Annotated in this window: 28 protein-coding genes; 17 read left to right on the top strand and 11 right to left on the bottom strand. The window is 72.3% G+C overall.

The window, feature by feature from the left end:
* Window positions 1-138 precede the first annotated feature (138 nt).
* Window positions 139-1,473, bottom strand: coding sequence for an NsdA family TPR-like regulatory protein (locus tag AC5677_RS24530; RefSeq protein WP_497190077.1), 1,335 nt, complete (start codon window positions 1,471-1,473; stop codon window positions 139-141).
* A gap of 197 nt (window positions 1,474-1,670) precedes the next feature.
* On the opposite strand from AC5677_RS24530, the gene AC5677_RS24525 reads away from it, so the two are divergent.
* Window positions 1,671-2,246: an ATP-binding protein gene (locus AC5677_RS24525; protein WP_497190076.1), complete on the top strand. Its 576-nt coding sequence runs from the start codon at window positions 1,671-1,673 to the stop codon at window positions 2,244-2,246.
* On the top strand, window positions 2,243-2,473 hold the full coding sequence (locus AC5677_RS24520; protein WP_497190075.1) for a hypothetical protein: 231 nt from the start codon (window positions 2,243-2,245) through the stop codon (window positions 2,471-2,473). The genes AC5677_RS24525 and AC5677_RS24520 overlap by 4 nt, the downstream gene beginning before the upstream one ends.
* Window positions 2,474-2,562: 89 nt before the next feature.
* On the opposite strand, the gene AC5677_RS24515 is transcribed toward AC5677_RS24520, so the two are convergent.
* Entirely contained in the window at window positions 2,563-3,645 is a 1,083-nt protein-coding gene (locus AC5677_RS24515; RefSeq protein ID WP_497190074.1) for a PucR family transcriptional regulator, read from the bottom strand.
* Window positions 3,646-3,740: 95 nt separating this feature from the next.
* Between AC5677_RS24515 and AC5677_RS24510 the strand changes: the two genes are divergently transcribed.
* The 3 genes from AC5677_RS24510 to AC5677_RS24500 all read left to right on the top strand — a co-directional run bounded on the left by AC5677_RS24510 (window position 3,741) and on the right by AC5677_RS24500 (window position 6,353).
* Window positions 3,741-4,676 carry an alpha/beta hydrolase gene (locus tag AC5677_RS24510; protein WP_497190073.1) on the top strand — a complete coding sequence of 312 codons (936 nt, stop codon included), beginning with the start codon at window positions 3,741-3,743 and terminating at the stop codon, window positions 4,674-4,676.
* A 139-nt stretch (window positions 4,677-4,815) separates the two neighbouring features.
* Window positions 4,816-5,895 (top strand): serine hydrolase domain-containing protein, encoded by a 1,080-nt coding sequence (locus tag AC5677_RS24505; protein WP_497196742.1) that lies wholly within the window; start codon window positions 4,816-4,818, stop codon window positions 5,893-5,895.
* Between the two features lie 68 nt (window positions 5,896-5,963).
* Window positions 5,964-6,353, top strand: coding sequence for a cupin domain-containing protein (locus AC5677_RS24500; protein WP_497190072.1), 390 nt, complete (start codon window positions 5,964-5,966; stop codon window positions 6,351-6,353).
* 35 nt (window positions 6,354-6,388) lie between these two features.
* Here AC5677_RS24500 and AC5677_RS24495 read toward each other — a convergent pair whose 3' ends face one another.
* The gene (locus AC5677_RS24495; RefSeq protein ID WP_497190071.1) at window positions 6,389-7,006 is read right to left on the bottom strand and encodes a PH domain-containing protein; all 618 of its coding nucleotides are present in this window, start codon (window positions 7,004-7,006) and stop codon (window positions 6,389-6,391) included.
* A 143-nt stretch (window positions 7,007-7,149) separates the two neighbouring features.
* Here AC5677_RS24495 and deoC point away from each other — a divergent pair, with 143 nt between their 5' ends.
* The 4 genes from deoC to AC5677_RS24475 all read left to right on the top strand — a co-directional run bounded on the left by deoC (window position 7,150) and on the right by AC5677_RS24475 (window position 11,326).
* A complete protein-coding gene (gene deoC, locus AC5677_RS24490) occupies window positions 7,150-8,154 on the top strand; it encodes a deoxyribose-phosphate aldolase (RefSeq protein ID WP_497196741.1) in 1,005 nt (334 codons plus the stop codon).
* Window positions 8,155-8,171: 17 nt separating this feature from the next.
* On the top strand, window positions 8,172-9,608 hold the full coding sequence (locus AC5677_RS24485) for an aldehyde dehydrogenase family protein (RefSeq protein ID WP_497190070.1): 1,437 nt from the start codon (window positions 8,172-8,174) through the stop codon (window positions 9,606-9,608).
* Entirely contained in the window at window positions 9,601-10,461 is an 861-nt protein-coding gene (locus AC5677_RS24480) for an aldehyde dehydrogenase family protein (protein ID WP_497190069.1), read from the top strand. Before AC5677_RS24485 ends, AC5677_RS24480 begins: the two co-directional genes overlap by 8 nt.
* A 202-nt stretch (window positions 10,462-10,663) precedes the next feature.
* Complete coding sequence (locus tag AC5677_RS24475) at window positions 10,664-11,326, top strand: hypothetical protein (RefSeq protein ID WP_497190068.1); 663 nt, start codon at window positions 10,664-10,666, stop codon at window positions 11,324-11,326.
* Between the two features lie 16 nt (window positions 11,327-11,342).
* On the opposite strand, the gene AC5677_RS24470 is transcribed toward AC5677_RS24475, so the two are convergent.
* A complete protein-coding gene (locus AC5677_RS24470) occupies window positions 11,343-11,750 on the bottom strand; it encodes a hypothetical protein (RefSeq protein WP_497190067.1) in 408 nt (135 codons plus the stop codon).
* Between the two features lie 223 nt (window positions 11,751-11,973).
* Between AC5677_RS24470 and AC5677_RS24465 the strand changes: the two genes are divergently transcribed.
* The gene (locus tag AC5677_RS24465; RefSeq protein ID WP_497196740.1) at window positions 11,974-12,621 is read left to right on the top strand and encodes a uridine kinase family protein; all 648 of its coding nucleotides are present in this window, start codon (window positions 11,974-11,976) and stop codon (window positions 12,619-12,621) included.
* A 248-nt stretch (window positions 12,622-12,869) separates the two neighbouring features.
* Here AC5677_RS24465 and AC5677_RS24460 read toward each other — a convergent pair whose 3' ends face one another.
* Complete coding sequence (locus AC5677_RS24460) at window positions 12,870-13,673, bottom strand: SigE family RNA polymerase sigma factor (RefSeq protein WP_497190066.1); 804 nt, start codon at window positions 13,671-13,673, stop codon at window positions 12,870-12,872.
* Between the two features lie 223 nt (window positions 13,674-13,896).
* Here AC5677_RS24460 and afsQ1 point away from each other — a divergent pair, with 223 nt between their 5' ends.
* The 5 genes from afsQ1 to AC5677_RS24435 all read left to right on the top strand — a co-directional run bounded on the left by afsQ1 (window position 13,897) and on the right by AC5677_RS24435 (window position 17,807).
* A complete protein-coding gene (afsQ1, locus tag AC5677_RS24455) occupies window positions 13,897-14,574 on the top strand; it encodes a two-component system response regulator AfsQ1 (RefSeq protein ID WP_026169550.1) in 678 nt (225 codons plus the stop codon).
* Entirely contained in the window at window positions 14,571-16,274 is a 1,704-nt protein-coding gene (locus AC5677_RS24450; RefSeq protein WP_497190065.1) for a sensor histidine kinase, read from the top strand. The genes afsQ1 and AC5677_RS24450 overlap by 4 nt, the downstream gene beginning before the upstream one ends.
* Window positions 16,271-16,894 carry a hypothetical protein gene (locus AC5677_RS24445; RefSeq protein WP_497190064.1) on the top strand — a complete coding sequence of 208 codons (624 nt, stop codon included), beginning with the start codon at window positions 16,271-16,273 and terminating at the stop codon, window positions 16,892-16,894. Before AC5677_RS24450 ends, AC5677_RS24445 begins: the two co-directional genes overlap by 4 nt.
* 145 nt (window positions 16,895-17,039) lie before the next feature.
* The gene (locus AC5677_RS24440; RefSeq protein WP_497196739.1) at window positions 17,040-17,552 is read left to right on the top strand and encodes a VanZ family protein; all 513 of its coding nucleotides are present in this window, start codon (window positions 17,040-17,042) and stop codon (window positions 17,550-17,552) included.
* A gap of 45 nt (window positions 17,553-17,597) precedes the next feature.
* Window positions 17,598-17,807: a PspC domain-containing protein gene (locus AC5677_RS24435; protein WP_497190063.1), complete on the top strand. Its 210-nt coding sequence runs from the start codon at window positions 17,598-17,600 to the stop codon at window positions 17,805-17,807.
* A 146-nt stretch (window positions 17,808-17,953) separates the two neighbouring features.
* Here AC5677_RS24435 and AC5677_RS24430 read toward each other — a convergent pair whose 3' ends face one another.
* Together AC5677_RS24430 and AC5677_RS24425 are read right to left on the bottom strand one after the other, a co-directional pair.
* Window positions 17,954-18,256: a hypothetical protein gene (locus AC5677_RS24430; RefSeq protein WP_497190062.1), complete on the bottom strand. Its 303-nt coding sequence runs from the start codon at window positions 18,254-18,256 to the stop codon at window positions 17,954-17,956.
* Between the two features lie 163 nt (window positions 18,257-18,419).
* Window positions 18,420-19,580, bottom strand: coding sequence for an adenosine deaminase (locus AC5677_RS24425; RefSeq protein WP_497190061.1), 1,161 nt, complete (start codon window positions 19,578-19,580; stop codon window positions 18,420-18,422).
* 103 nt (window positions 19,581-19,683) lie between these two features.
* Between AC5677_RS24425 and AC5677_RS24420 the strand changes: the two genes are divergently transcribed.
* Entirely contained in the window at window positions 19,684-20,451 is a 768-nt protein-coding gene (locus AC5677_RS24420) for an alpha/beta hydrolase (RefSeq protein ID WP_497190060.1), read from the top strand.
* A 33-nt stretch (window positions 20,452-20,484) separates the two neighbouring features.
* Here the strand turns inward: AC5677_RS24420 and AC5677_RS24415 are convergent, their stop codons facing one another.
* Window positions 20,485-21,423 carry a LysR family transcriptional regulator gene (locus tag AC5677_RS24415; protein WP_497190059.1) on the bottom strand — a complete coding sequence of 313 codons (939 nt, stop codon included), beginning with the start codon at window positions 21,421-21,423 and terminating at the stop codon, window positions 20,485-20,487.
* A 119-nt stretch (window positions 21,424-21,542) separates the two neighbouring features.
* Between AC5677_RS24415 and AC5677_RS24410 the strand changes: the two genes are divergently transcribed.
* A complete protein-coding gene (locus AC5677_RS24410; RefSeq protein ID WP_497190058.1) occupies window positions 21,543-22,874 on the top strand; it encodes an MFS transporter in 1,332 nt (443 codons plus the stop codon).
* 66 nt (window positions 22,875-22,940) lie between these two features.
* On the opposite strand, the gene AC5677_RS24405 is transcribed toward AC5677_RS24410, so the two are convergent.
* The 3 genes from AC5677_RS24405 to AC5677_RS24395 form a co-directional block, all read right to left on the bottom strand.
* A complete protein-coding gene (locus AC5677_RS24405; RefSeq protein WP_497190057.1) occupies window positions 22,941-23,549 on the bottom strand; it encodes a Uma2 family endonuclease in 609 nt (202 codons plus the stop codon).
* A gap of 226 nt (window positions 23,550-23,775) precedes the next feature.
* On the bottom strand, window positions 23,776-25,053 hold the full coding sequence (locus tag AC5677_RS24400) for a thymidine phosphorylase (RefSeq protein ID WP_497190056.1): 1,278 nt from the start codon (window positions 25,051-25,053) through the stop codon (window positions 23,776-23,778).
* Window positions 25,054-25,162: 109 nt separating this feature from the next.
* Window positions 25,163-25,558 carry a cytidine deaminase gene (locus tag AC5677_RS24395; protein ID WP_497190055.1) on the bottom strand — a complete coding sequence of 132 codons (396 nt, stop codon included), beginning with the start codon at window positions 25,556-25,558 and terminating at the stop codon, window positions 25,163-25,165.
* Window positions 25,559-25,578 lie beyond the last annotated feature (20 nt).

The following is a 25,578-nucleotide window of genomic DNA, read 5'->3' as shown; positions in this document are numbered from 1 at the left end:
TGACCCCCTACTGCACCTACCGGCCTACCTGGGGGCGTACACGACGCTGGTCCACCCGGGGGCGCCGTGAGGGCGGGCGGGCATCGGGCTCGGCGGGCGGGCATGCGCGTCCCCGGGGCGCGGCCCGCCGCGGCGGGCTCAGGCGGCCTTGAGCCGGGCCACCTCGCGCGCCCGCCCGCCCAGCACCCGGGCCGCCGGGAGTGACCTGTACGGCCGCAGGCCCTCCCGGAGGCTGTCCAAGTGGTCGTCCCCCCGCGCGGACGAGATCATCTGGTACTCGTCCAGGAATTCGTCCCAGGTGGCGCAGGCGGCCTCGACGTGCCGCATGGCCATCTGGCGCTGTGCGATCACGCCGAGGCAGTGGACGCGTCCCTGCCGCTCCTGGGGACCTCGCGCGCGGTTCGACCGGCGCAGGGACCGGATGGAGCCGTCGCCGTCCTTCAGGCACCAGCGGACGTGTGCCTCGTGGAAGTGGTAGGCGGCCTCGTCGTAGCCGCCGACCGCGTCCGTGCGGTTGTCGGCCTTCGCGAGCGCGGTCTCGGTCTCGCGGAGCCGGGCGCAGGCCTGCCGGCGGTCGCCGACCATGGCGGAGGCATGGGCCTGCTGGCCGCGCAGGAAGGCCACCAGGCGGGGTCCGGCGGCGGGGGCGGCCTCGGCCGCCGAGTCGGCCAGCTCCAGCGCCTTCGGCCCGTAGCCGAGGTGCGAGGCCTGAAGGCTCATGCCGCGCAGGGTGCGGCAGTACGTCACATGGTCCTCCGCGGCGGCGGCGAGCTTGAGCGCCTTCAGGTAGTAGCGCTGCCCGAGGGGCTGGTCCCGCTCGTACATGGCCATCCAGCCGGTGAGGTAGACGAGGTCCGCGGCGGCGGCGAGCATGTCCCGCTTCACGCGCTCCGGCCCGTACGCCTTCAGGTAGGTGCCCACCGTGTTGGTGAGGAAGGCGGCGGCCATCGGCCGGGCATGGGCGCCCCCGAGTTCGTCGAGTATCTCGGCGATCTTCTCCGTCATGCAGGCCACGGTGGCGACGTCGCCGGCGCCGATGTGGACCGTGCGGCCCGCCCCGGCGTGCCGGACGCGGCCGGCCACGTCCTCGTAGCGGGGGACGGCGAGGGCCGCCGCGTACAGTCCGGTGCCCAGGACGCTGCGCCGGGCCGGATCCATGTCTGCTCGTGTCAGCGCCATCACTCCCGTTACCAGGTCGTGTTCGTCGGCGGCTTCGGTGCCCCAGCGGATGTCCGCCGACGTTACGGGCCTGCCGAGGAGCCGGGAAAGCGCTTCGGTCACCGCCTGCCGCGCGGGCGGCTTGGGGACCGACCCGGCGAGCCAGTGGGACACCGAGGTCTTGTCGTAGTGGAGGGTGACACCGAGCTCCCGGCCGGCGGCGTTGACATGGCGTGCGAGCTGCGCGTTTCCGATGCGTCCCTCCTTCATCAGGCCCGCGAGGGCGGTGTTCGGTGTGCGTTCGCGTCGAGCCATCAGAACCCCCGGGCTGCGTTCAACCAGTTCAACCGCTCACCCACTGTGCTCCCTTACCCGCGCCCCTGAAAGGGGGTTGGGTGAGGACAGGCCGTTCACGGCTCCCGCGGGGGCTGTGACGGCCACCCCTGCGCACCCAGGAGGGGGACGGCCGTCTCCCCCCGATCCGCGAGCAGTTGAGGCCGCGTCATGACGTCATGCATCCAGGAACACCGCAGCACGGGCACCGCCGGGAGCACGGCGGCGGCCGCCGCACCGCCGCGGCCGCTCTCCCCGCCGACCTGCATATTCGCCCCGGCGCACGGCGGCCCGGCCTGATGGACCTCTCAGCAGCACGGGACCTGGGCCGGGCCGGGGGGCGGGCCATGACGGCGGTGACCGTCTTCGGGCCGCGCCGGTACCAGGCGCGCTATCCGGCCCGTGCGGAGTCCGTGCCCCGAGCCCGGCACGCCGTTGCGCGGGCCCTGACCTCGTGGGGCCTGGAGGCGCTGACGGAGGCCGCGGAGAGCGTCGTGAGCGAGCTGGTGGCCAATGCGGTCACGCATACCGACACGGCCGTCGTGGGGGTGTCGGTGACGCGGCTCGGGGCGACCCGCGTGCGCCTGGTCGTGACCGATACCTCCCCTCGCCGGCCGCACGCCGCCGGGGCCCCGTCCGAGGACGACGAACACGGCCGCGGGCTGCTGATCGTCGCCGCGCTCGCCGTCCGCTGGGGCGCCGGCCGGCTGCGTGGCGGCAAACGGATGTGGGCCGAGCTGGAGGCGTCCCGGTGACCGGGCATGAACTGCCGCCGGGCGTAGGGGACTTGGTCGCGGACCGGCAGGGCGGCGCGAAGCTGGTGTGCACCGACATCCTCAGCGCCGGCACCCCGCTGACGACGTGGGTGCTGCGTCCGCTCTACGGCTCCGGCCCGTACCACGAGCAGCGCCGGCTGGTGGGCCGCCGGGCGATCCGCGGCTACCGGGTCCTGCGGCGCCGCGGCGCGTGGGCGCGGCCGTGAGGGGCCGCCGCGGCCATGTGCGCGGGTGGCCCGGGTGACGCGTGACGGGCGGCGTGTAACGGGGCGGCGTGTAACGGGGCGGTGCTTCCTCAGTCGTTGAGCAGCCGCCATGTGGTGAGGGCGAGCCGGGCCCGGATCAGTCCGGTGGGCCCGGTGAGGTCGGTGAGGTCGATGTCCAGGGTTTTGCCGATGTGTTCGAGCCGGCGGGAGACGCTGCTGTGGTGCAGGTGGAGGAGGGCGGCGGCCCGGCGCAGGGAGCCGGTGGTGCAGTAGGCGTCCAGGGTCTCCAGGTCTTCCGGGTTTCCGGCCATGCGGGCGATCGCGGCCACGTCGGCGTTGTCCCGCGCGGCGTCCCGGGGTACCTGGGCGAGCAGCGCCAGCGCCCCCAGGTCGTCGTGGTGGACGACCGGCCGGCGCGGGGTGGTGAAGCGGAGGGCGGTGCGCGCCTCCCGCCAGGCGCGGTCGGGGCTCTCGGCGGCGCCGATGCCCGCACGTACGTCCGCCGGAATCCGGGCCGGGTCCACGGTGGTGGCCAGGATGACGCCCACGTCGGCGAGCGGTGCCGCCTTCACCGGGCGGGCCGGACAGACCAGCCCGCCGATCCGGTCGAGCGGCAGCGGCGACCGTACGGCGATGACGCGGACCGGCAGGTCGGGGGCGAATCCCAGCAGCCGTAGGGCGCGGGCGCGGGCCGCCTCGTCGCTGTCGGAGCCGATGACCAGTTCGACGAGGGCGGGGTCGGCCATGGTGGTGCGGGCCGGGCCGTATCGCTCGGCGACCGCCGCGGCGGCGAGGGCGAGGCGGTCCAGCAGCACTTCGTCGAGTGGGCCCGGCGGGCCGGGGCGCTCCAGCCACACCGTGCCGATCTCCTCGTCATCGAGGGTGACCGGCACGGTGGTGGACGCGGGGTGCGACGGTGGGGGTCCCCCCTGATCGAGCGGCGTCGAGAGCTCGGGGGAGGGCGCTTCCGTGCCGTCGGGCGCCATGCGGATCACCCGGCCCGTGCCGTGCAGCCGGATCCCGGCCACGCACTCGGCCAGGACCGCCGAGGCACGGGCGAGCGCCGGGAGGTCCACCCGTCGCCGCATCAGCGTGTCGTAGAACATCACGACGCGGATCGCGCCTTCGACGTGCGAGTCCAGTTGCGACAGCCGTAAGGCCAGTGCCTCCATGCCAGGAGGATAGGCGCCGATCGGTGCGCGATCCGGGCGAGATGCCCGACGAGCGGCGGATGATCTCGCGGGCGGCCGCCGTGAGGATGACCGGCATGGATCCCGAACTGGAAGCATTCATCGCGCTGTTCCCCCCGGCCGACCTCACCGACCCGGTCACCGACCGCAAGAACCTCGCCGCACTGGCCGCCGCGGTGCCGGCGCCGGACACCACCGGAATGGAGATCGAGGACCGCACGGTGCCGGGCGACCCGGCGGTGCCCGTACGGATCTACCGCCCGCACCAGGCGCAGGGCGCCGTCATCTGGCTGCACGGCGGCGGATTCGTCATGGGTGACGTGGACACCGAGCACCCATGGGCCGCCCGGGTCGCCGGCCACTCCGGCGCGGTGGTGATCTCGGTGGGCTACCGCCTGGCGCCCGAGCACCCGTTCCCGGCCGCCCTGGACGACGCCTACGCCGTGCTGACCTGGACGGCCGAGCACGCCACCGAGCTGGGCATCGACCCGGAGCGGATCGCGGTCGGCGGTCACAGCGCCGGCGGCGGGCTCGCGGCCGCGACGGCGTTGCGGGCGCGTGACGAGCAGGGGCCGCCGATCCGCTTCCAACTGCTCAACCAGCCGGGGCTCGACGACCGGCAGGAGACATGGTCGGCACGGAACTTCACCGAGACGCCCTGGATGAACCGCGACAAGGTCACCGCGTCCTGGCGGCACTACCTGGGTGACACGCTCTCCCCCAAGCTCTCGACGTCGTTCGAGCAGGGGGGACCCCCGTCCCCGTATGCCGCCCCCGCCCGCGCCACCGACCTGTCCGGCCTGCCGCCCGCCTACATCGCCACCGCGGAGCTCTGCCCGAACCGCGACGAAGACCTCGCCTATGCGCTGCGCCTGCTCCAGGCGGGTGTTTCGGTCGAGCTGCATCAGTGGCCCGGCACCTTCCACGGGTCGCAGGCGATCCTGTCCGCCGAGGTCTCACAGCGTCAGCTCGCCGAGCTCGGCGCGGTCCTGCGTCGCGCGCTGGCCTGGTGAGCCGTCGATGACGAAGGGCACAAGCGCGTCCCCCGTTGCAGGCACGGGCATCGACCGGGAGAGGACGGACACGGGCCCGGCGACCGGCCTGGACCCTGCGGGGCTGCAGTCCGCCCTGGACGCCGTCCGCCGTGCGGGGATGCCCGGTGTGTACGCCGAGGTGCGCGACGGTGGTCGGATATGGCGCGGCGCTTCCGGGGTCGCCGACATCGGGACCGGCCGCCCCGTCACGCCCGACATGCAGCACCGGGTCGGCAGCGTCACCAAGAGCTTCACCGCCGCCGCGGTCCTCCAGCAGGCCGAGCAGGGCCGGATCGGGCTCGACGCGCCGATCGGCCGCTATCTGCCGCGGCTGGTACCGGGTGAGCGCGGCCGGAAGATCACGGTGCGGATGCTGCTCAACCACACCAGCGGCCTCAGCGATTACCTCCCCTACGCCTTCCCGTCCTTCCGGGGTTTCCCGTCCCTGACGGACATCTCGCCCGAGAGCCTGGAGGACAACCGGTTCCGGCGGTTCCGCCCGGCCGAGCTGATCGAGATGGGGCTCGCGGCGCCGCCCGCCGGCGCGCCCGGAGACCCCACGGGGACGTACTCCAACACCAACTACCTGCTCCTCGGCCAGCTCCTGGAGCAGATCTCCGGCACCACGGCCGAGGAGTGCATCACCCGGAACGTCATCGAGCGCGCCGGGCTCCGGCACACCGTCCTCCCGGCCGGGCCGCACATCGAGGGACCGCATTCGCGGATGTACGAGGCGCTGTACGGCGTGATCGACCCGCCGCGCGACTACAGCGTCTACGACATGTCCTGGGTGGGGCCGGGGGCCGCTCTGGTGTCGACCATGGAGGACCTCAACCGTTTCTACGGCAGGCTGCTCGCGGGCAAGATCGTCAACAGGTCGTCGCTGGCGCAGATGCAGCGCACGGTCCCGGGCCGCGCCCTGGACGGGACGAAGATCGACTACGGCCTCGGGCTGCACAAGGTCGGCATCCCGGGCCGCGGCACCTTCTGGGGCCACGACGGCACGGTCTGGGGCGCCGAGACGATGTCCCTGACTAGCGCCGACGGCAAGCGGCAGATATCCGTCGCGATGAACCTCGTGCGGTGGAACACGGTGGATTCCTCGGGGAGGCCGCAGCGCCACCCCATCGACGACGCGCTCTCGGCCCTGTACCGGCACGCGTTGCGCGGCAGCGGCGACGCCCAGGCCGCTCCGTGACGAAGGCATCGGCGACGCAGCGCGCCGCGCCCCGCCCACCGAAAGATCACCAGGAAGGACAACTCGCCATGACTGCCACCCCGATCGACCTCTTCGCCTCCTTCATCCACCTCGACCAGGACGGACGGGTCCGCGCCGAGCAGCCGGTGTTCGACGCCGAGAGCGTCAGCTGGCAGGTGATGGCCTTCCGCGTGGAGACGGACGCCGACGTGCACGCCGACCACTGGGAAGTCCACGCCGACGCGGACGAGGTCGTGGCCTGCCTGACCGGCGGGATACGCCTCTGCTTCCGCCCGGAGCGGCCGGGAAACGCGGAGGAGGAGGTCGAGCTGGCGGCCGGAACCGCGGTCATCGTGCCGCGCGGGCGATGGCACCGCATCGCCCTGGACGCCCCCAGCGACATCATGTCCATCGCCGTCGCGCACGGCAGCCGCCTGGAACGGCGGGCCGCCGCGTAGGCCGGGCCCCCGGCGGGGGCCCACCGGGCGGACGGCTAGAGCGCCAGCGTCACGGCCAGCCCGACGGCCCCCGCCACGATCGGCACGATGACCGGGTACGACCAGCGCACCACCGGCGCGCCCTCGGCGCCCTCGCGTTCCTTGGCGCGTTCCTTGATCTCGCGCAGGTCGTCGAGGGCCTGGTCGGCCATCGCGCGCGGCGGGGCGGCGTCGGCGCTGCCGCCGAGGCGGGTCCGGGAGGTGCCGCGGGCGGCCTGCCGGGCGGCCTTCTTGCGCTGCCGCAGCGAGACGGGGATCGCCCACATCTGGTACTTGGCCCCGCTGGTGAACACCTCGGCGGAGAAGGCGGCCCGCAGTTCCTCCACGGCGTCCCAGGGCAGCGTGATCGTGCGGAACGGGTTGCGGACCGTCAGGAGGTCCGCGCCCGCCCGCACCGCCGGCCGCAGGGTGAACGCGAACACCAGCGGCACCACCAGCAGCAGCCCGAACACCGCCATGAGCTTGGTGTGCGCGTCGCCCCGTAGGAGAGCGTCGCCGCCGAGCCAGAGGGCGAGGGCGATGAGCAGCCCGCCGCCCGCCATGGCCGCGGGCGAACGGTAGCTGCGGTCCGCGTACTGCTGCTGCGGCGGGGTGGACCGGTGCGGGCTCGTCATGCTGCCGATTCTGCCTGACCGTCCGGATGCCGGACATTGCGTTACGGCATCATTCGCGCGCCTCCCCCACCGGGTGGCGCGTTTCTCTCGTCCCCGGGGGGATGACATGTTGCTACGCGCGTAGATATGCTCCCCTCGTGACCATGCCCATCACTGTTCCCGCATACGGCAAGGAAGCCGCGGGGCGTCTGGCGTCAATGGCGGATGTCACCGCCGACGACGGTGCGCTGCGCCGCTTCCTCCACGGCCTCCCGGGGGTCGACGCGGTCGGCCTGCAGGCTCGCGCCGCCACCCTCGGCACCCGCTCGATCAAGACCACGGCGAAGGCGTATGCCATCGATCTCGCCATCTCGATGATCGACCTGACGACCCTGGAGGGCGCGGACACCCCGGGCAAGGTCCGGGCGCTGTGCGCCAAGGGCGTCAGCCCCGACCCCACCGACCGCACGGCCCCCCGGGTCGCGGCGATCTGCGTCTACCCCGACATGGTCGCCACGGCCAAGGCGGCATTGCTCAACGGCGGTGCTCCGGACATCCATGTCGCGTCCGTCGCCACCGCCTTCCCGGCGGGCCGCGCCGCCCTGCCCGTCAAGCTCGCCGACACCCGTGACGCGGTCGCGGCCGGCGCCGACGAGATCGACATGGTGATCGACCGGGGCGCCTTCCTCTCCGGCCGGTACATGGCGGTCTTCGAGGAGATCAAGGCCGTCAAGGAGGCCTGCGCCCGTCCCGACGGCAGCGCCGCGCACCTCAAGGTCATCTTCGAGACCGGCGAGCTCGAAACGTACGACAACGTCCGCCGGGTCTCCTGGCTGGCGATGCTCGCGGGCGCCGACTTCATCAAGACCTCGACCGGCAAGGTGGCCGTCAACGCCACCCCGCCCGTCACGCTGCTGATGCTGGAGGCCGTCCGCGACTTCCACGCGGAGACCGGCGTCCAGGTGGGCGTGAAGCCCGCCGGCGGCATCCGTACGACCAAGGACGCGATCAAGTACCTGGTGATGGTCAACGAGACGCTGGGCGAGCCCTGGCTGACCGCCGACTGGTTCCGCTTCGGTGCCTCCAGCCTCCTGAACGATCTGCTGATGCAGCGCCAGAAGCTCAGCACCGGCCGCTACTCCGGCCCCGACTACGTAACGGTGGACTGACCGCTATGAACTCCGCTATGCACTCAGCATTCGAGTACGCACCGGCCCCGGAGTCCCGCGCGGTCGTCGACATCGCGCCGAGCTACGGGCTGTTCATCGACGGCGAGTTCACCGAGGGCTCCGGCGGCGGCCTGGCCAAGACCGTCTCGCCCGCCACGGAGGAGGTGCTGGCCGAGTACACCCAGGCCAACGCCGAGGACGTGGACCGGGCCGTGAAGGCGGCCCGCAAGGCCTTCGAGAAGTGGTCCGAGCTGCCCGGCGCCGAGCGCGCCAAGTACCTCTTCCGGATCGCCCGGATCATCCAGGAGCGCTCGCGCGAGCTGGCCGTCCTGGAGTCGCTGGACAACGGCAAGCCGATCCGGGAGTCGCGGGACGCGGATCTGCCGCTGGTGGCCGCGCACTTCTTCTACTACGCGGGCTGGGCGGACAAGCTCGACCACGCGGGATACGGCCCCAACCCGCGCCCCCTCGGCGTCGCGGGCCAGGTCATCCCGTGGAACTTCCCCCTCCTCATGCTGGCCTGGAAGATCGCCCCGGCGCTGGCGACCGGCAATACGGTCGTCCTCAAGCCCGCCGAGACGACGCCGCTCTCCGCGCTGTTCTTCGCGGACATCTGCCGCCAGGCGGGCCTGCCCAAGGGCGTCGTCAACATCGTGACGGGTGACGGCTCCACGGGCGCCGCGCTGGTCGCGCACCCCGGCATCAACAAGGTCGCCTTCACCGGCTCCACCGACGTCGGCAAGGCCATCGCCCGTACGGTGGCCGGCACGGACAAGAAGGTGACCCTGGAGCTGGGCGGCAAGGCGGCGAACATCGTCTTCGACGACGCCCCCCTCGACCAGGCCGTCGAGGGCATCGTCAACGGCATCTTCTTCAACCAGGGCCATGTCTGCTGTGCGGGCTCCCGCCTCCTGGTGCAGGAGTCCGTCCAGGACGAGCTGCTGGACGCCCTCAAGCGCCGGATGCAGACCCTGCGCGTGGGCGACCCGCTGGACAAGAACACCGACATCGGCGCCATCAACTCCGCCGAACAGCTGGCCCGGATCACGGCGCTGGCCGACGCGGGCGAGGCCGAGGGCGCCGAGCGCTGGGCCCCCGCCTGCGAACTTCCCACCGCCGGCTACTGGTTCGCGCCGACCCTCTTCACGGGCGTCACCCAGGCGCACCGCATCGCCCGCGAGGAGATCTTCGGCCCGGTGCTGTCCGTCCTGACCTTCCGTACCCCGGAGGAGGCCGTGGCGAAGGCCAACAACACCCCCTACGGCCTCTCCGCCGGTATCTGGACGGAGAAGGGCTCACGGATGCTGTGGATGGCGAGCAAGCTGCGCGCGGGCGTCATCTGGTCCAACACGTTCAACAAGTTCGACCCCACCTCGCCGTTCGGCGGCTACAAGGAGTCGGGCTACGGCCGCGAGGGCGGCCGCCACGGCCTGGAGGCGTACCTCAATGTCTGATCGCTTGAGCGTGCTCAAGACCTACAAGCTGTACGTCGGGGGGAAGTTCCCCCGGTCCGAGAGCGGGCGGGTGTACGAGGTGACGGACTCGAAGGGCGGATGGCTGGCCAATGCGCCGCTGGCCTCCCGTAAGGACGCCCGGGACGCGGTGGTCGCCGCCCGTAAGGCGTTCGGCGGCTGGTCGGGCGCCACGGCCTACAACCGCGGCCAGATCCTCTACCGCGTCGCCGAGATGCTGGAGGGCCGCCGCGAGCAGTTCATCACCGAGGTCGCGGACGCCCAGGGGCTGTCCAAGGCCAAGGCCACCGCCCAGGTGGACGCGGCGATCGACCGCTGGGTCTGGTACGCGGGCTGGTCCGACAAGGTCGCGCAGATCGTCGGCGGCGCCAACCCGGTGGCGGGCCCGTACTTCAACCTCTCCGCCCCCGAACCGACCGGTGTCGTCGCCGTCCTGGCGCCCCAGGAGTCGTCCTTCCTCGGGCTGGTCTCGGTCATCGCCCCGGCGATCGTCACCGGCAACACCGTGGTCGTGGTCGCCGCCCAGGATTCCCCGCTGCCCGCGCTCTCCCTGGGCGAGGTGCTCGCCACCTCCGACCTGCCCGGCGGCGTCGTCAACATCCTCTCCGGCCGTACGGCGGAGATCGCGGCCCCGCTCGCCGCCCACCAGGACGTCAACGCCCTCGATCTCGCGGGCGCGGATGCCGAGCTGGCCAAGGAACTGGAGACGGCCGCGGCCGACAACCTGAAGCGGGTGCTGCGCCCCGGTACGGCCGACTGGGCCGCCGACCCGGGCACCGAGCGGCTGCTCTCCTTCCTGGAGACGAAGACGGTGTGGCACCCGATGGGCGTCTGAGCCCCGGCGTCCGCCCCCTGAACACGGGGTCCCTTCCCCGCACGGAAGGGACCCCGTCGCCGTTGTGCGCCGTCGCCGAACGCCGTTGGACGCCACCGGACATCACCGGTCACCGCCGGTCACGGACGATACGATCACGCCCTCTTCAGGGGCACGACAAGAACACGACGACCGGACGGCGATCGCCGGGGAGCGACAACGGATGAAGCAGCACTACCGGGACGGCTTCCGCGGCCTTCTGCAGCCCGGCGAAACGCTGATCGAGGCCTGCGACTTCTTCCCCAACCCGGCGCTGCCGGCGGTCCCCGCCGAGCTGCGGATGCCCGCCGAACCCTCACCGATGGAGCAGCGGGTGAGCGGCGTCCTCGACGCCGTCGCGAGCGTGGTCGCCCGGCCCTTCGTCGCGGTCTCCGGGAGCCGACTGGCCAACAACCGGCTCACCCGCGCCCTCGGACGCGCCGCCGACGCCGTGTCGCAGGCCCGGGAGGACGCCGAGGACGCCCTGGACTCCGCCGCCGAGCGCGCGCTGTGGGGCCAGGTGATCGAGGGCGGCTGGCAGAGCATGGCCGGGCGGTTCCGTGTCCATCTCGGCAACGCGGGCGACCCCATCGGCCTCCAGGCGATCACCGACCGGCGGTTCATCGTGGCGCTGAACAGGAACGAGGACCGGCGCACCAGCGCACCGCAGTGGGTCGTCGCCGTGGACGTGCCGCGCCGGAACATCGCCCGCTTCCAGGCCAACCCGGGTACCGTCGCGGCCCGCGGCCGCTTCGACCTCGTCTTCGCCGACGGCTCCTGGATCGCCCTGGGCAGCGCGCTGCGTCGGCAGATGGAGCTGTTCGTGGCCGCCTGCAACGGTCACTGAACGCGCCGGCGCCCCGTCACTTCGGCAGCACCTTCGTCACCCGGCCCACCACCGGCAGGTCCTTGAGGGCGGCGCCCTGCGACAGGGGGCCGGTCGCCGCCGTGGTGCTCAGCGGCTTGAAGTCGGCGATCCTCGTCTCGAAGGCGTTGGACAGCGGGTCGACCGGGGTGTTGGCCAGCGGGTCGAGCTTCAGGTTCTTGACCGCGCCCGGGGCGCCGGTGACGGAGTTCCGCACGGCGCGGGCCGCGGTGTGCAGGGCGCCGCCGGCGCTTTCTTCGGGGTGGGCCGCGGGCGCGGGCTCGGTTGTCGCGCTCGCCGTGGCCGCGCCGCCCGCGAGCGCGGCGCCGGCCGCGGAGACGGCGAGCGCGGTGCGCAGCAGCGTGCGGGGGATGCGGCTGGGCTGGGGACGTGCGTGTGAGGCCATCTGCTGTGCCACCTGACTGCGGAATCCGCCTGCGGGAGTAATCGATCGACTGCGTACAGTAGTTGACGGCTCGCCGTGGGATCCACCTCACGGTCCGTCCCGCACGCAGGGGTACTCCCAACGGCCCAATGACCGACAATGGGTACCCGTGAGCCTCCAGTCGCCCTCCCCCAAGCTCTCGGCTTCTCCCCCACTCTCGACTCCGGTCGAGCGGGAGGACCCCATCCGCGCCCGCGTCGTCCTGTTGACCGGCCCCTCGGGCTCCGGCAAGACGTCCCTCGCCGCGCTGACCGGCCTGCCCGTCCTCAACCTCGACGACTTCTACAAGGAAGCCACGGACCCGACGCTGCCGCAGCTGCCCGGCGGCGGCGCCGACTGGGACTCGCCGCTGTCCTGGGACGCCGCCGCCGCGATCGCCGCGATCGAGGCGCTGTGCCGTACGGGAGCCACGTCCGTCCCGGTGTACGACATCGCCGCCAGCGCCCGGACCGGGCAGTCGCGGCTCGCCCTCGGCGATGCCCCGCTGTTCATCGCGGAGGGCATCTTCGCGGCCGATGTCATAGCGGGCTGCCGCGCGGCGGGACTGCTCGCCGACGCGCTGTGCCTGCGCGGCCGTCCCACCACGACCTTCCGCCGGCGACTGGCCCGGGATCTGCGGGAGGGCCGGAAGTCGGCGCCGTATCTGGTGCGTCGGGGCCTGCGGCTGTTGCGCAACGAACGCGCGGTGGTCGCCCGGCACTGCGCCCTGGGCGCCCATCCCTGCGCCAAGCCGGAGGCGCTGGCGCGTATTTCCGCGGCGCGGGAGGGGACGCCCGCCGACCCCTGCGAGAGCTTGGACGAGGGCGCGATCGGCGGGGCCGTGCGCCCCTGATCGCGCGCCCGCGGCGGCCCGGCGCGCCGGGGAAGCGCACACAGCAGAAAGCGGGTTCGGGCAGACCCCCCGGCCGCCCGAACCCGCTCCCTTTCCCCGTTGTCCCCCGTATCCCCCGATACGTCCGGCCTCGGTGGATCGCTCCCCCCCTCGGCCGGTTCCCCCGTATCCCCCGTATCCCGTTCCCCTCGGGCACGTCCCCCGGTTTTCCCCCGTTCCCCCTGTTTTCCCCCGGTTTTCCCCCGTCCTCAGGCCACCAGCTCGCCGAAGGACTCCTCCTCGTCACGGCCGAAGCTGAGGACCTCGTCCTCGCGCAGCCGACGCAGGGAGCGCCAGATGCTCGACTTCACCGTGCCGACGCTGATCCCCAGAATGTCCGCGATCTCGGGGTCCGTACGGCCCTCGTAGTAGCGCAGCACCAGCATGGTGCGCTGCGCCTCGGGCAGCCGGACCAGTGCCTGCCACAGGACGGCGCGCAGCTCGGTGCCGCGCATCGCGTCCACGTCGCCGGCCGTCTCGGGCAGTTCCTCGGTCGGGTATTCGTTGAGCTTGCGGCGGCGCCAGGCGCTGATGTGCAGGTTGGTCATGGTGCGCCGCAGATAGCCGCCGAGCGCCGCCTTGTCGCTGATCCGGTCCCACGCCCGGTAGGTCGAGAACAGCGCGCTCTGCAGCAGGTCCTCGGCCTCGTAGCGGTCGCCGGTCAGGTGGTAGGCGGTGGCGTACAGGGAGGCGCGGCGCTCCTGGACGTAGGCGGTGAAGGCCGCTTCGGCCTCGGCCGCCTCCGACGCGGAGCGCCGTTCCCCCGTGCCCTCCCTGTACTGCCTTTCCCCGTTGCTTCCCCCGTTGGCTTCGCCGTGGCCGGTGTTTCCCCCGTTGGCCCCGGTGAGTCCCACCGACGTCGCGTCGATGGCCACCATGTAAGGCGGCCGCTGACGCCCGGTGCCGCGAGCGCACCCCCGCCCGCTCACGGCACCGGACTTCTCCCCGGCCCGTACGACGTCATGGAGCCGCGTGATAACTGCGCTGGAAGTCTTGCCGTGCAGTGTGTTCATCTCGCGCCCCCCGTCGTTGAGCCAGCTCGTTCGGTGTGTCCCGGGTGTTGATCTCTCCCGGTGCCCAAAAGACTGCCAACGCAGTTTCATCGCGGTGTCCGCCGACTGTCACAGCCCTGTCACAGGGGTTGGTGCGGTACGGCGCGGGGCCACCACGCGCCGGGGGCGCATATGAGAGGAGCACCGGTCGATCTCCCGGCGTCCCATGGGCCAGAATGGCGGGGTGCCTTTCCTGTTGCTGATCGAGGACGACGACGCCATCCGCACGGCCCTCGAACTCTCGCTGTCGCGCCAAGGTCACCGTGTGGTGACCGCGGCGACGGGCGAGGACGGCCTGAAGCTGCTGCGCGAGCAGCGCCCGGACCTGATCGTGCTGGATGTGATGCTGCCGGGCATCGACGGTTTCGAGGTGTGCCGGCGGATCAGGCGTACGGACCAGCTGCCCATCATCCTGCTCACCGCGCGCAACGACGACATCGACGTCGTGGTGGGGCTGGAGTCCGGTGCGGACGACTATGTCGTCAAGCCGGTGCAGGGGCGGGTGCTGGACGCCCGTATCCGTGCCGTACTGCGCCGCGGGGAGCGGGAGTCCAGCGACTCGGCGACCTTCGGCTCGCTGGTGATCGACCGCTCGGCGATGACGGTCACCAAGAACGGCGAGGATCTGCAACTGACGCCGACCGAGCTGCGGTTGCTGCTGGAGCTGAGCCGCCGGCCCGGACAGGCGCTGTCGCGGCAGCAGCTGCTGCGCCTGGTGTGGGAGCACGACTATCTGGGCGATTCGCGCCTGGTGGACGCGTGTGTGCAGCGGCTGCGCGCGAAGGTGGAGGACGTGCCGTCCTCGCCGACCCTGATCCGTACGGTCCGCGGTGTCGGCTACCGGCTGGACTCCCCGCAGTGACGGGACGCCCCACGGAGCACGACACCGACCACACGAACGAGCACACCACGCCGGCCGGGCCCGGCAACCGCTCCACGCGGCTGCTGCGGCGCGCCTCCGGGCTGCTGCGCTGGACGAGCCTGCGGCTGCGGCTGGTCTTCGTCTTCGCGCTGGTGGCGCTGACCGCCGCGGTCTCCGCGTCCGGCATCGCGTACTGGCTCAACCGCAACACGGTCCTGGACCGCACGCAGAATGCCGTGCTCAAGGACTTCCGCAAGTCGCTGGAGGACAGTACGCGGTCGCTGCCGCCGCGGCCGCGCTGCTCCGAACTCCAGGACGCGGCGCGGCAGATGGCGGGCGGGCCGCAGAACTACACGGTGCTGCTGATCGGTACGGACCGGGAGGGCAAGGCCTGCGCGGCGACCACCGACAAGGATCTGCTGACGCTGAAGAGCGTGCCGACGGCGCTGCGCAAGGCCGTCGCCGAGGTGCGTCCGGTCGACGAGTCCAACCCCTATGCGCACCATCTGTACTGGCAGCGCCGGCAGGTCGGGGACGTCCCCTATCTGGTCGCCGGGGCGGAGGTGATCGGCGGCGGTCCGACCGGCTACATGATGAAGTCGCTGGCCGCCGAGCGGCAGGACCTCAACTCGCTGGCCTGGTCGCTGGGGATCGCCACCGCGCTGGCGCTGGTCGGATCCGCGCTGCTGGCGCAGGCCGCCGCGACGACGGTGCTGCGGCCCGTACAGCGGCTGGGGTACGCGGCGCGGCAGCTCGGCGAGGGGCGGCTGGACACCCGGCTGCGGGTGACCGGCACCGACGAACTCGCCGACCTGTCCCGGACGTTCAACCGTACGGCGGAGCGGCTGGAGCAGCGGGTCGAGGAGCTGAGCGCGCGGGAGGCGGCCTCGCGGCGCTTCGTCGCCGATATGTCGCACGAACTCCGTACGCCCCTGACGGCGATCACCGCCGTCTCGGAGGTACTGGAGGAGGAGGCCGACTCCCTCGATCCGATGATCGCGCCCGCGGTGCAGCTGGTGGTCAGCGAGACCCGGCGGCTGAACGACCTGGTGGAGAACCTGATGGAGGTCACCCGCTTCGACGCGGGCACGGCCCGGCTGGTGCTGGACGATGTCGATGTCGCGGACCAGGTGACGGCGTGCATCGACGCGCGGGCCTGGCTGGACGCGGTCGATCTGGACGCGGACCGCGGCATCGTGGCGCGGCTGGACCCGCGGCGCCTCGATGTGATTCTGGCGAATCTGATCGGCAACGCCCTCAAGCACGGCGGGTCTCCGGTGCGGGTGTCGGTGCACACGGAGGAGCCGGCCGGCGGAGCGTCGGAGGGCGGGGAGCCGGTCGGCGGGGAGCCGGAAGGCGGGGAAGCGGCGGCCGGGCAGCCGGCCGGCGGCGAGCTGGTCATCCGCGTACAGGACAACGGTCCGGGTATTCCGGAGGAAGTCCTGCCGCATGTCTTCGACCGCTTCTACAAGGCGAGCGCCTCCCGGCCGCGGTCGGAGGGCAGCGGTCTGGGTCTGTCGATCGCGATGGAGAACGCGCATATCCACGGCGGTGAGATCACCGCGGCCAATCGACCCGAGGGCGGTGCGGAGTTCACGCTGCGGCTGCCGCGGGACGCGTCCGGGCTGACGGACGGCGGGCCGGGCGAGGGCCGCAAGGACGGCGGCGCGGCGGACCGGGGCACGAGGGGGGACCGATGACGCGGCCCGGATGGTTGTTGCGTACCGCCTTGGTGGCGACCGTGGCGCTGGCCGCCGCGGGATGCGGCATCCGGGGCACGTCGGTGCCGGTGGACGCGGGCGGCGCGCCCTCGCGGGTGAGCTGCAAGGCACCCGCCAAGGACGCGGATCGGCCCGTCGCCGGTACCGTGCAGGCCTCCGTCTATCTGGTGTGCGGCTCCACGCTGGCGCAGGTGGAACGGACCGTGCCCCTGACCAAGCCCACGACGGCGGCCGCCACCCGGCTGACCGCGGCGCGGGCGCTGCTGCACGAGCTGGGGCAAAAGCCCTCGCCCGCGGAGGAAGAGGCCGGGTTCAGCAGCGCGGTGCCCGAGGACCTGAAGGTGACCAGCCCGCGCGCGGGCGATCCCACGGACGCGCTGCGGCTGAGCGTCCGGCCGGACGATCTGCCGTCCTTCGCGCTGGCGCAGCTGGTGTGCACCTACGGCGCGTCCCCGGCGCTGGGCCGTTCGCATGCGGCGGTGCTGGGCGGGCCCGGCAAGGACGCACCGCACCGCTACGACTGCTCCGCGGATGTGCTCTCCAACCCGGACATCGCGCAGAACGCGGGCTGGGGCGACCCGATGTCCGAAGCCGACTGAGGACGGCGTCCCCGGGGCAGGGGGCTCACCCACCACCCCGGGCATCCGGCCAAGACGGGCGCAACAGGGCGGAACCGCGGCCCCCGCTAGCCGCGTCCTGGCCTGTGTGCAGCGTCATGGTTCCGGCGACACCGCCGCCCTCCGTATGCGCGCCACCGGACTTCTGCTCCTGGTGGCGCATCTGCTGATTGTCGGCTGGCTGACGCTGCGCCCCCGTACGGTGCCCTGGGTGCCCGCGCCCAATCTCGAACCGCTCGCGTCGATCCACGCCGAGCTGGCCCGCGGCACGTGGCACGCGGTGCAGAGCCTGAGCGGCCAGGTGCTGCTGCTGGCGCCGCTGGGGGTGCTGCTTCCGATGGCGGCCGGGCGGCTGTATGTGTCCCCGCTGGTGTCCCTGACGCGTACCGTCTTCGCCGGCGCGATGATCGCGCTGGCCATCGAGCTGCTGCAGGCCGGGGTTCCGGGGCAGGTCGCGGACGTGGACTCGGTGCTGCTGAACACGCTCGGGGTGGTGGTGGCGCACCTGGTGGTCGTCCCTGGGGCCCGGTACCGGCTCCGCCGCCGGGAGGAGCGTCTGAGGGGTACGACCCCGAAGATCTCCAGGGTCGGAGTAGCCCCGCAGGCTGACGTGCTCTTCGGCAGCCGGACCTACCTTTGAGACATCGGGGCAAACGCCCTACCGAGTCGCAAAGGAGCCGCCGTCATGGCCGCCGCACTTGTCCGCCCCCGCAACAACCGAATGATCGCCGGAGTCTGCGCGGGACTGGCCCGTCGCTTCGGCACCACCCCGACGACGATGCGCGTGATCTTCCTGCTGTCGTGCCTGCTGCCGGGCCCGCAGTTCCTCGTCTACCTGGCGCTGTGGATATTCCTCCCCGCGGAGGACCGGGCCACCGGCGCCGCCGCCTGGTAACCCGGCGGCCCACCGCGGCCGCGCGGCGGACACCCGGCCGCGGACATGGCGGTGCCCCGGCGCCTACGCACTGCGGCGTACGCACCGGGGCACGGCCCGGGGACCTGTCGACGGCTCGGTCGCCGTCGGTCAGCGGGGGTTGCTGATCAGCGGCCGTTGTTGGACAGCGGGAGCTTGCCGGCGACACCGGTGACGGTGCTGAGCGGCAGACCGCCCAGCGTGTTGCCCTTGGTGTTCGTGGGGTTCTTGACGTCGCCGCCGGCCGGCTTGACGGCGTGGGCGGCCCCCGACGCGGTCTCGGTGACCTGCTTGACCGGCAGCTTGTTCAGCAGACCGGCGGCGTCGGCCGCGTTCACCGACGGGGCGGCGGAGGCGGTGCCCGCGGCGGCGACGGCGAAGGCGGCACCGAGCGCGGCGGCACCGAGAGTCTTGATGGTTCCCTGCTTCATCGAATTACGTCCTCGTGATGGGGGATTGTGATGGGGGCTTGACCGGCCAATCAACCTAGTGACGCGGTCGCCGCCGCCGCAAACACCAACGGCCGAAGAAAAACGGCCGGTGGACATCCACCGGCCGTTCCGTTACCTCGCGCGCCACACCGCCCGATTCGCCTTACTCAGCGTGAGAACCCCTGCTCGCGCCGGTAGTTGTGTCCGCCTGGCGGAAGAGCCATTCGGCCCGCAGCGCCGCATATCCGGGCTTGATGACGTCGTTGATCATGGCTAGACGTTCATCGAAAGGAATGAATGCTGATTTCATCGCATTGACTGTAAACCACTGCATGTCATCGAGCGTGTATCGGAATGTCTTGACCAGGTGCTCGAATTCGCGGGACATGCTCGTCCCGCTCATCAGCCGGTTGTCGGTGTTGACGGTGAGCCGGAACTGCAGACGCCGCAGCAGCCCGATGGGGTGCTCGGCGTAGGAGGTGGCGGCGCCGGTCTGGAGGTTGGAGCTGGGGCACATCTCCAGCGGGATGCGCTTGTCGCGTACGTACGAGGCGAGGCGGCCGAGCTTGACCGAGCCGTCGTCGTCGACCTCGATGTCGTCGATGATGCGGACGCCGTGGCCGAGGCGGTCCGCGCCGCACCACTGGAGCGCCTGCCAGATGGAGGGCAGACCGAAGGCCTCACCGGCGTGGATGGTGAAGTGGTTGTTCTCCCGCTTGAGGTACTCGAACGCGTCGAGGTGCCGGGTGGGCGGGAAGCCGGCCTCGGCGCCCGCGATGTCGAAGCCGATGACGCCGAAGTCGCGGTAGCGGTTGGCGAGTTCGGCGATCTCCAGGGCGCGGGCCGCGTGCCGCATGGCGGTCAGCAGGGCGCCGACGCGGATGCGGTGGCCGTTCTCCCGGGCCCGCCGCTCGCCCTCGCGGAAGCCCTCGTTGACGGCTTCGACGACCTCTTCGAGGCTCAGCCCCTTCTCCAGGTGCTGCTCGGGTGCGTAGCGGACCTCGGCGTAGACCACGCCGTCCGCGGCCAGGTCCTCGGCGCACTCGGCGGCCACCCGGAACAGCGCGTCGCGGGTCTGCATGACGGCGCAGGTGTGCGCGAAGGTCTCCAGGTAGCGCTCCAGCGAGCCGGAGTCGGCCGCCTCGCGGAACCAGATCCCCAGCTTCTCGGGGTCCGCTTCGGGCAGACCGTCATAGCCGGTCTCGCGGGCGAGGTCGACGATGGTGCCGGGACGCAGCCCGCCGTCGAGGTGATCGTGGAGCAGCACCTTGGGGGCGCGGCGGATCTGTTCACTGTTCGGGAGGTTGGTGGTCTCGCTCGTCATTTTCGCACTCTAGCCCCTACGCGCGTAGATCTCACCGAACGATACGTAACAGTGACCCGTCCACGGGGTGGCCCGGGCGTCACCTTCTGCCATCGTTCTGGTCATGGCTCAGCAAGCGCTGCCGGTGCGTGAGGCCCGGCTGGGAAAACCGCGCGGAACGGCCGGCGCGGAACGCACCGTGAACGGGGTCGCTCTGTTACTGCCCGCAGGCGGACCGACCGGCGTGGGGCGCCCGTCGCCGATCTCGGCCCTGGCGGTGCGCCCGCTCGCGGTCCGGCTGGCGAAGGCGGGCCGCCCCGAAGGCCTGACCGCCCACGTCCTGCGCTACCGCTGCCGCGGCTGGAACGGCTCGGCCGCCCACCCCGCGCGGGACGCCACCTGGGCGCTCGACGAGATCGTCCGCCGGTACGGCGACGTCCCCGTCTGCCTGGTCGGTACGGGCATGGGCGCCCGCGCCGCCCTGCACGCCGCGGGCCATCCGGCCGTCCACTCCGTACTCGCCATCGCCCCCTGGTTCCCCGACCCCACCCCGCAAGCCACCACCCCCGATCCGGTGAAACAGCTCATCGGCCGCCAGGTCCTGCTCGTCCACGGCACCAACGACGAACGCACCGACCCCGACCTCTCCTACCGCTACGCCGAGCGCGCCAAGAAGGTCAACCGCGACACCTGCCGCTTCGAGGTCCACTCCGACGGCCACTCCCTCCACCAGCACCGCACCGAAGTCCTGGCCCTCGCCACCGACTTCATGCTCGGCTCCCTCTTCTCCCGCGACTACGCCCGCCCCGTGAAGGACGCCCTGGCAGCACCTCCGCCGCTGGGCCTGCGGATGCCACTGGCGTCGGGGTTCGGGGCGTCGCTGCGGCATTGAGCGCAGGGTCGACGCGGCCGGGCCGGAGGTCGCTCACCGAGGCAGCAGCACCCCCCGCCGGCTCAGCAGGAACTTCTTGAACGCGGCCACCGGCGGGGTGTCCGGGTGTCCGTCCAGCCAGGCCACGCCGATCTCGCGGACCGCGCGCGGGGCGGTCACCGTCAGTTCGGCGACGCCGGGCCGGGGTACCGCGGGCGGTGGCAGCAGGGCCACGCCCAGCCCCGCCGCGACCAGGCCGCGCAGCGTTTCCGCCTCCTCGCCCTCGAAGGCGACGCGCGGTGTGAAGCCCGCCTCGGCGCACAGCGCGTCGGTGATCCGGCGGAGCCCGTAGCCCGGTTCGAGGGTGACGAACAGCTCGCCCGCCGCCTCCGCCAGCCGGATCCGCTTGCGCCCGGCGAGCGGATGGTCGTCCGGGACGACGAGGCGGAGCTTTTGCTCGTCGAGGCGGCGGGCGACCAGGTCGGGATAGTCCGGCACCGGTGAGGTCAGGCAGAGATCGAGGTCGCCGGCCCGCAGTCGTTCGATCATCGCCTCGCCGTAGTTCTGGACGAGCTGGAAGCGGACCCGCGGATGGTCGGCACGGAAGGTGCGGATGAGTCCGGGGACCGTCTCGGAACCGAGGGTGTGCAGAAAGCCGAAGGCGACCTTGCCGGCGGTGGGGTCGGCATCGGCGCGAACCGAGTCGGTGGCGCGCTCCAGCTCCGTCAACGCCCGCTCTGCGGAGGCGAGAAAGGCCCGTCCGGCCGGGGTGAGGGAGAGGGTACGGCCGTGCCGGGCGAAGAGGGCGACGCCCAGCTCCTCCTCCAGCCGGACGAGGGCGCGGCTGAGGGTCGACTGGGGCATGCCCAGCTCCTGCGCGGCGCGGGTGACATGCTCGTGCCGGGCCACCGCGGTGAACTGGGCGAGGCGCGGCGCGAGCGCGTACGCCCAGGAATTCGCTCCAAGATCAGTGGCCTGCGCCACTTCCGGCATGTCTTTTCTGTTGCGAGGTTGCGACAGAGCAGGTCGTGAACTGGGATCATGCGTCACAGCATTGATTATGCCGTTTCTATGCATTGGACGCATGAAGCGGAGAGTCCTACCTTCGAAGCATGCCTCCCGCTGATACCGGGGCGTCCGTCACCACCCGTACGGCCGCCTCTCCCCAGTCGTCCACCGACACTTCTTCCCCCGCAGCCGCCGCCGTCGACCCCGAGTCCGGCAAGCTGCGTCCGGGCGGCCCCGGCTACCGCCGGATGAGCTTCGCCCTCTTCGCCGCCGGAGTCGCCACCTTCGCGCTCCTGTACTCCACGCAGGCGCTGCTGCCGGCGATCTCCAGCGACCTCAATGTCTCGCCGGACCAGGCGAGTTGGACCGTATCGGCGGCCACGTTCGGTCTGGCGCTCGGCGTGATCCCGCTCAGCGCCGTCTCGGAACGCTTCGGCCGCCGGGCGCTGATGACCGCCTCCCTCTCCATCGCGGCGCTGATCGCGATGCTGATCCCCTTCGCGCCCTCCCTCGGGGTGCTGATCGCGCTGCGCGGCGTGCAGGGTGTCGCGCTGGCGGGGCTGCCCGCCTCGGCGATGGCCTTCCTGGCGGAAGAGGTACGCGCCAAGGCGCTGGTGGCGGCCATCGGACTGTTCGTGGCGGGCAACAGCATCGGCGGGATGTCCGGCCGGATCGTGACCGGCTGGGTCGCCCAGGCCTGGGGCTGGCGGGCCGGGCTCGCCGCGGTCGGTGTGATGGCGGTGGTGTGCGCGGTGGCGTTCCGGCTGCTGGTGCCCAAGGCCCGGCATTTCGTGCCCCGTTCGGTGGGCCCGCGGGCGCTGGCCCGCACCCTCGGCGGCCACCTGGCCAACCCGCTGCTGCGCCGCCTCTACGCCATCGGCGCCCTCTTCATGACGGTCTTCGGCGCGGTCTACACCGTCATCGGCTACCGCCTGACCTCCGAGCCGTTCAACCTCCCGCAGGGCATCGTCGGCTCGATCTTCATCGTCTACCTGGTCGGTACGGTCTCCTCGGCCGCGGCGGGCGGACTGGTCGCCCGGCTGGGCCGGCGCGGCGCGCTGTACCTGGCGGTGGGCGCGACCTCCACGGGCCTGCTGCTGTCGCTCGCCGACTCCGTCGCCGCGGTCCTGGCGGGCCTGATCTTGATCACCGCGGGCTTCTTCGCGGGCCATGCGGTCGCCTCGTCGGCCGTCAGCCGCACGGCCAAGACGGCGCGCGCCCAGGCCTCGGCCCTCTACCAGTGCTCCTACTACGTCGGCAGCAGCCTGGGCGGCGCGCTCGGCGCCGCGGCCTTCCACGCGGCGGGCTGGGAGGGCACCGTCGTCCTGGGCCTGGTGGCGATGGTCGGCGCGGCGTCGATCACCCTGTACGCGACGCGCAAGGCGGTCGTCGAGCGGCGGCTGATCCACCGCGCACACCTGGGGAAGGCGGCCTAGCCGCCCGCACGAACCCGAAGGGCCCGCCCCGCCACCTGTCCTGGTGGGGCGCGCCCTTCGTCGTGTCTACCGGCGACCGTCGGGCCGGTCCCGTCCCCAGCATGCGGTGTCGATGGTCATGCCGAACGGCTCGGGGAGGTGGAGCGGCTCGCCGGGCCGTACGGCGCTCACGGTGTGGTAGCGAGCGTTCTCGGGCTCGCTGTGGAGGGTGATGGCCGGGCCGCCTGGTGCCCAGGGGTCGATGAGCAGGTAACGGGGCACGCCTGCGGAGGCGTAACCGGCGGGCTTGTGGACGCGGTCGTGGACCGCGGAGGTCTTCGCGGTGATCTCGACGACGAGTTCGGCCGCCGCGGCGGGGATGACGTACCCGGCCCCGCGGACCACGGCGTCCGGGGCCACCACGAGGTTGGGGAGATAGAGCCCATGGCGTTCAGGGACCGCAAGAGCGAGTTTCTGGTAGGCCCCCCGGTCCTCCGGGATCACCGCGTACAGCGCACGGCCGAGGTCGCCGGCGATCAGGTTCTGCCGGTTGTCGCGCGGCGGAGCGACGGTGACGATGCCGTCCACGATCTCCACCATGCAGCCGGGAGGGGCCTCGACGTCCTCCCAGAGCCTGACGAGCGCATCCCACTCGCGGCCCGCCACCAGGTAGTGGTCCACGGTCAGTTCTTTCACCGGGCCCTCCTCTTGTCGGTACGCGGCCGACTCCACCACGCCGGACGGGGCACGCGGCAGGCCGCGGGCATCCTTCACCCACACGAGAAACACGGCCGGCGCCGAAGCGCCCGGCGGCGAAGCCGACGCCTGTGGCCCGGAGCACGCGCGGGGCCAGGCCGAGCGCGCCGAGGACGAGCACGGCGGTGGCGCCCTGCCCTGGAGGGCTCGGGCGCCGTCGGCCGCCTCAGCCGATACGTTCCAGCACCACCGGCGAGGCGGTGAAGTCCGCGTCGGCCGGGCCGACCAGCACCGCGCCGTTCAGTGCCTCCAGGGCGTACGGAAGCTTCTCGGGGGTGTCGGTGTGCAGGGTGAACAGCGGCTGGCCGGCCGTGACCGCGTCGCCCGGCTTGGCGTGCAGTTCCACGCCCGCGCCCGCCTGGACCGGGTCCTCCTTGCGGGCGCGGCCGGCGCCCAGGCGCCAGGCGGCGAGGCCCACGGCGTAGGCGTCGAGGGTGGTGAGGGTGCCGGTGGCGGAGGCGGTGACGGTGTGCTGTTCGCGGGCGACGGGGAGGGGGGCGTCGGGGTCGCCGCCCTGGGCGGTGATCATGCGGCGCCAGTGGTCCATGGCGGAGCCGTCGGCCAGGGCCTTGGCGGGGTCGGCGTCCTTGAGGCCCGCCGCGTCGAGCATTTCGCGGGCGAGGGCCAGGGTCAGCTCCACCACGTCGGCGGGGCCGCCGCCGGCCAGGACCTCGACGGATTCGCGGACTTCGAGGGCGTTGCCGGCGGTGCGGCCGAGCGGGGTGGCCATGTCGGTGAGCAGGGCCGTGGTCCGTACGCCGTGATCGTTGCCCAGCTCGACCATGGTGGCGGCGAGTTCGCGGGCGTCGTCGAGGTGCTTCATGAAGGCGCCGGAGCCGACCTTGACGTCCAGGACGAGGGAGCCGGTGCCCTCGGCGATCTTCTTGGACATGATGGAGGAGGCGATGAGGGGGATGGATTCGACGGTGCCGGTGACGTCGCGGAGCGCGTAGAGCTTCTTGTCGGCGGGGGCGAGGCCGTCGCCCGCGGCGCAGATGACGGCGCCGGCGGAGTGCAGGACGTCCAGCATCTCGGTGTTGGAGAGGTGGGCGCGCCAGCCGGGGATGGCTTCGAGCTTGTCGAGGGTGCCGCCGGTGTGGCCCAGGCCCCGGCCGGAGAGCTGGGGGACGGCCGCGCCGCAGGCGGCGACGAGCGGGGCCAGCGGCAGGGTGATCTTGTCGCCGACGCCGCCGGTGGAGTGCTTGTCGGCGGTGGGGCGGGCCAGGGACGAGAAGTCCATGCGCTCGCCGGAGGCGATCATGGCGGCGGTCCAGTGGGCGATCTCGGTGCGGTTCATGCCGTTGAGGAAGATGGCCATGGCCAGGGACGACATCTGTTCGTGGGCGACCTCGCCGCGGGTGTAGGCGTCGATGACCCAGTTGATCTGATCGGGGGTCAGCTCGCCGCGGTCGCGCTTGGTGCGGATGACGGAGATGACGTCCATGGGGCGTGGCACTTCCTTTCGGGCTTGCGGAATGCGTACCTCGAACCTCGTACGAGGAACGTGACGCCTCCCGTTCTACACGCATAGAACGGGAGGCGGCCAGCATCCGTCATCGCGTCAGGTGGCCCGGCCCGAATGCGTCCGGAAGAAGATCGGACAGCGGCCGGATTCCGGCGGCCGTGTCGACCAGGAGGTCCGGGCCGCCGTGCTCGTACAGCAGCTGGCGGCAGCGGCCGCACGGGACGAGCAGCTCGCCGGCGCCGTCCACGCAGGTGAAGGCGGTCAGCCGGCCGCCGCCACCGGCGAACAGGGCGGAGACCAGACCGCATTCGGCGCACAGCGCGAGGCCGTAGGAGGCGTTCTCGACGTTGCAGCCGGTGACCGTGCGGCCGTCGTCCACCAGGGCGGCGGCGCCCACGGGATAGCCGGAATAAGGGGCGTAGGCCCGGGACATCGCGTCCCGGGCCTGCGTCCGCAGCGACTCCCAGTCGGGAGCTGTGCTCATGCCGATACCTCGACTCGCGG

This window comes from Streptomyces sp. JLSY215 (genome assembly GCF_059682825.1).
The sequence above is the reverse complement of the archived record's forward strand: the minus strand, read 5'-3'. Positions and strand labels throughout refer to the sequence as shown.

Coding starts and splice junctions, on each gene's coding strand:
- AC5677_RS24530 (WP_497190077.1), bottom strand. CDS start 1,473: ATGGCTCGACGCGAACGCACACCGAACACCGCCCTCGCGGGCCTGATG.
- AC5677_RS24525 (WP_497190076.1), top strand. CDS start 1,671: ATGCATCCAGGAACACCGCAGCACGGGCACCGCCGGGAGCACGGCGGC.
- AC5677_RS24515 (WP_497190074.1), bottom strand. CDS start 3,645: ATGGAGGCACTGGCCTTACGGCTGTCGCAACTGGACTCGCACGTCGAA.
- AC5677_RS24510 (WP_497190073.1), top strand. CDS start 3,741: ATGGATCCCGAACTGGAAGCATTCATCGCGCTGTTCCCCCCGGCCGAC.
- AC5677_RS24505 (WP_497196742.1), top strand. CDS start 4,816: ATGCCCGGTGTGTACGCCGAGGTGCGCGACGGTGGTCGGATATGGCGC.
- AC5677_RS24500 (WP_497190072.1), top strand. CDS start 5,964: ATGACTGCCACCCCGATCGACCTCTTCGCCTCCTTCATCCACCTCGAC.
- AC5677_RS24495 (WP_497190071.1), bottom strand. CDS start 7,006: ATGACGAGCCCGCACCGGTCCACCCCGCCGCAGCAGCAGTACGCGGAC.
- deoC (WP_497196741.1), top strand. CDS start 7,150: ATGCCCATCACTGTTCCCGCATACGGCAAGGAAGCCGCGGGGCGTCTG.
- AC5677_RS24485 (WP_497190070.1), top strand. CDS start 8,172: ATGCACTCAGCATTCGAGTACGCACCGGCCCCGGAGTCCCGCGCGGTC.
- AC5677_RS24480 (WP_497190069.1), top strand. CDS start 9,601: ATGTCTGATCGCTTGAGCGTGCTCAAGACCTACAAGCTGTACGTCGGG.
- AC5677_RS24475 (WP_497190068.1), top strand. CDS start 10,664: ATGAAGCAGCACTACCGGGACGGCTTCCGCGGCCTTCTGCAGCCCGGC.
- AC5677_RS24470 (WP_497190067.1), bottom strand. CDS start 11,750: ATGGCCTCACACGCACGTCCCCAGCCCAGCCGCATCCCCCGCACGCTG.
- AC5677_RS24460 (WP_497190066.1), bottom strand. CDS start 13,673: ATGAACACACTGCACGGCAAGACTTCCAGCGCAGTTATCACGCGGCTC.
- AC5677_RS24445 (WP_497190064.1), top strand. CDS start 16,271: ATGACGCGGCCCGGATGGTTGTTGCGTACCGCCTTGGTGGCGACCGTG.
- AC5677_RS24440 (WP_497196739.1), top strand. CDS start 17,040: ATGCGCGCCACCGGACTTCTGCTCCTGGTGGCGCATCTGCTGATTGTC.
- AC5677_RS24435 (WP_497190063.1), top strand. CDS start 17,598: ATGGCCGCCGCACTTGTCCGCCCCCGCAACAACCGAATGATCGCCGGA.
- AC5677_RS24430 (WP_497190062.1), bottom strand. CDS start 18,256: ATGAAGCAGGGAACCATCAAGACTCTCGGTGCCGCCGCGCTCGGTGCC.
- AC5677_RS24425 (WP_497190061.1), bottom strand. CDS start 19,580: ATGACGAGCGAGACCACCAACCTCCCGAACAGTGAACAGATCCGCCGC.
- AC5677_RS24420 (WP_497190060.1), top strand. CDS start 19,684: ATGGCTCAGCAAGCGCTGCCGGTGCGTGAGGCCCGGCTGGGAAAACCG.
- AC5677_RS24415 (WP_497190059.1), bottom strand. CDS start 21,423: ATGCCGGAAGTGGCGCAGGCCACTGATCTTGGAGCGAATTCCTGGGCG.
- AC5677_RS24410 (WP_497190058.1), top strand. CDS start 21,543: ATGCCTCCCGCTGATACCGGGGCGTCCGTCACCACCCGTACGGCCGCC.
- AC5677_RS24400 (WP_497190056.1), bottom strand. CDS start 25,053: ATGGACGTCATCTCCGTCATCCGCACCAAGCGCGACCGCGGCGAGCTG.
- AC5677_RS24395 (WP_497190055.1), bottom strand. CDS start 25,558: ATGAGCACAGCTCCCGACTGGGAGTCGCTGCGGACGCAGGCCCGGGAC.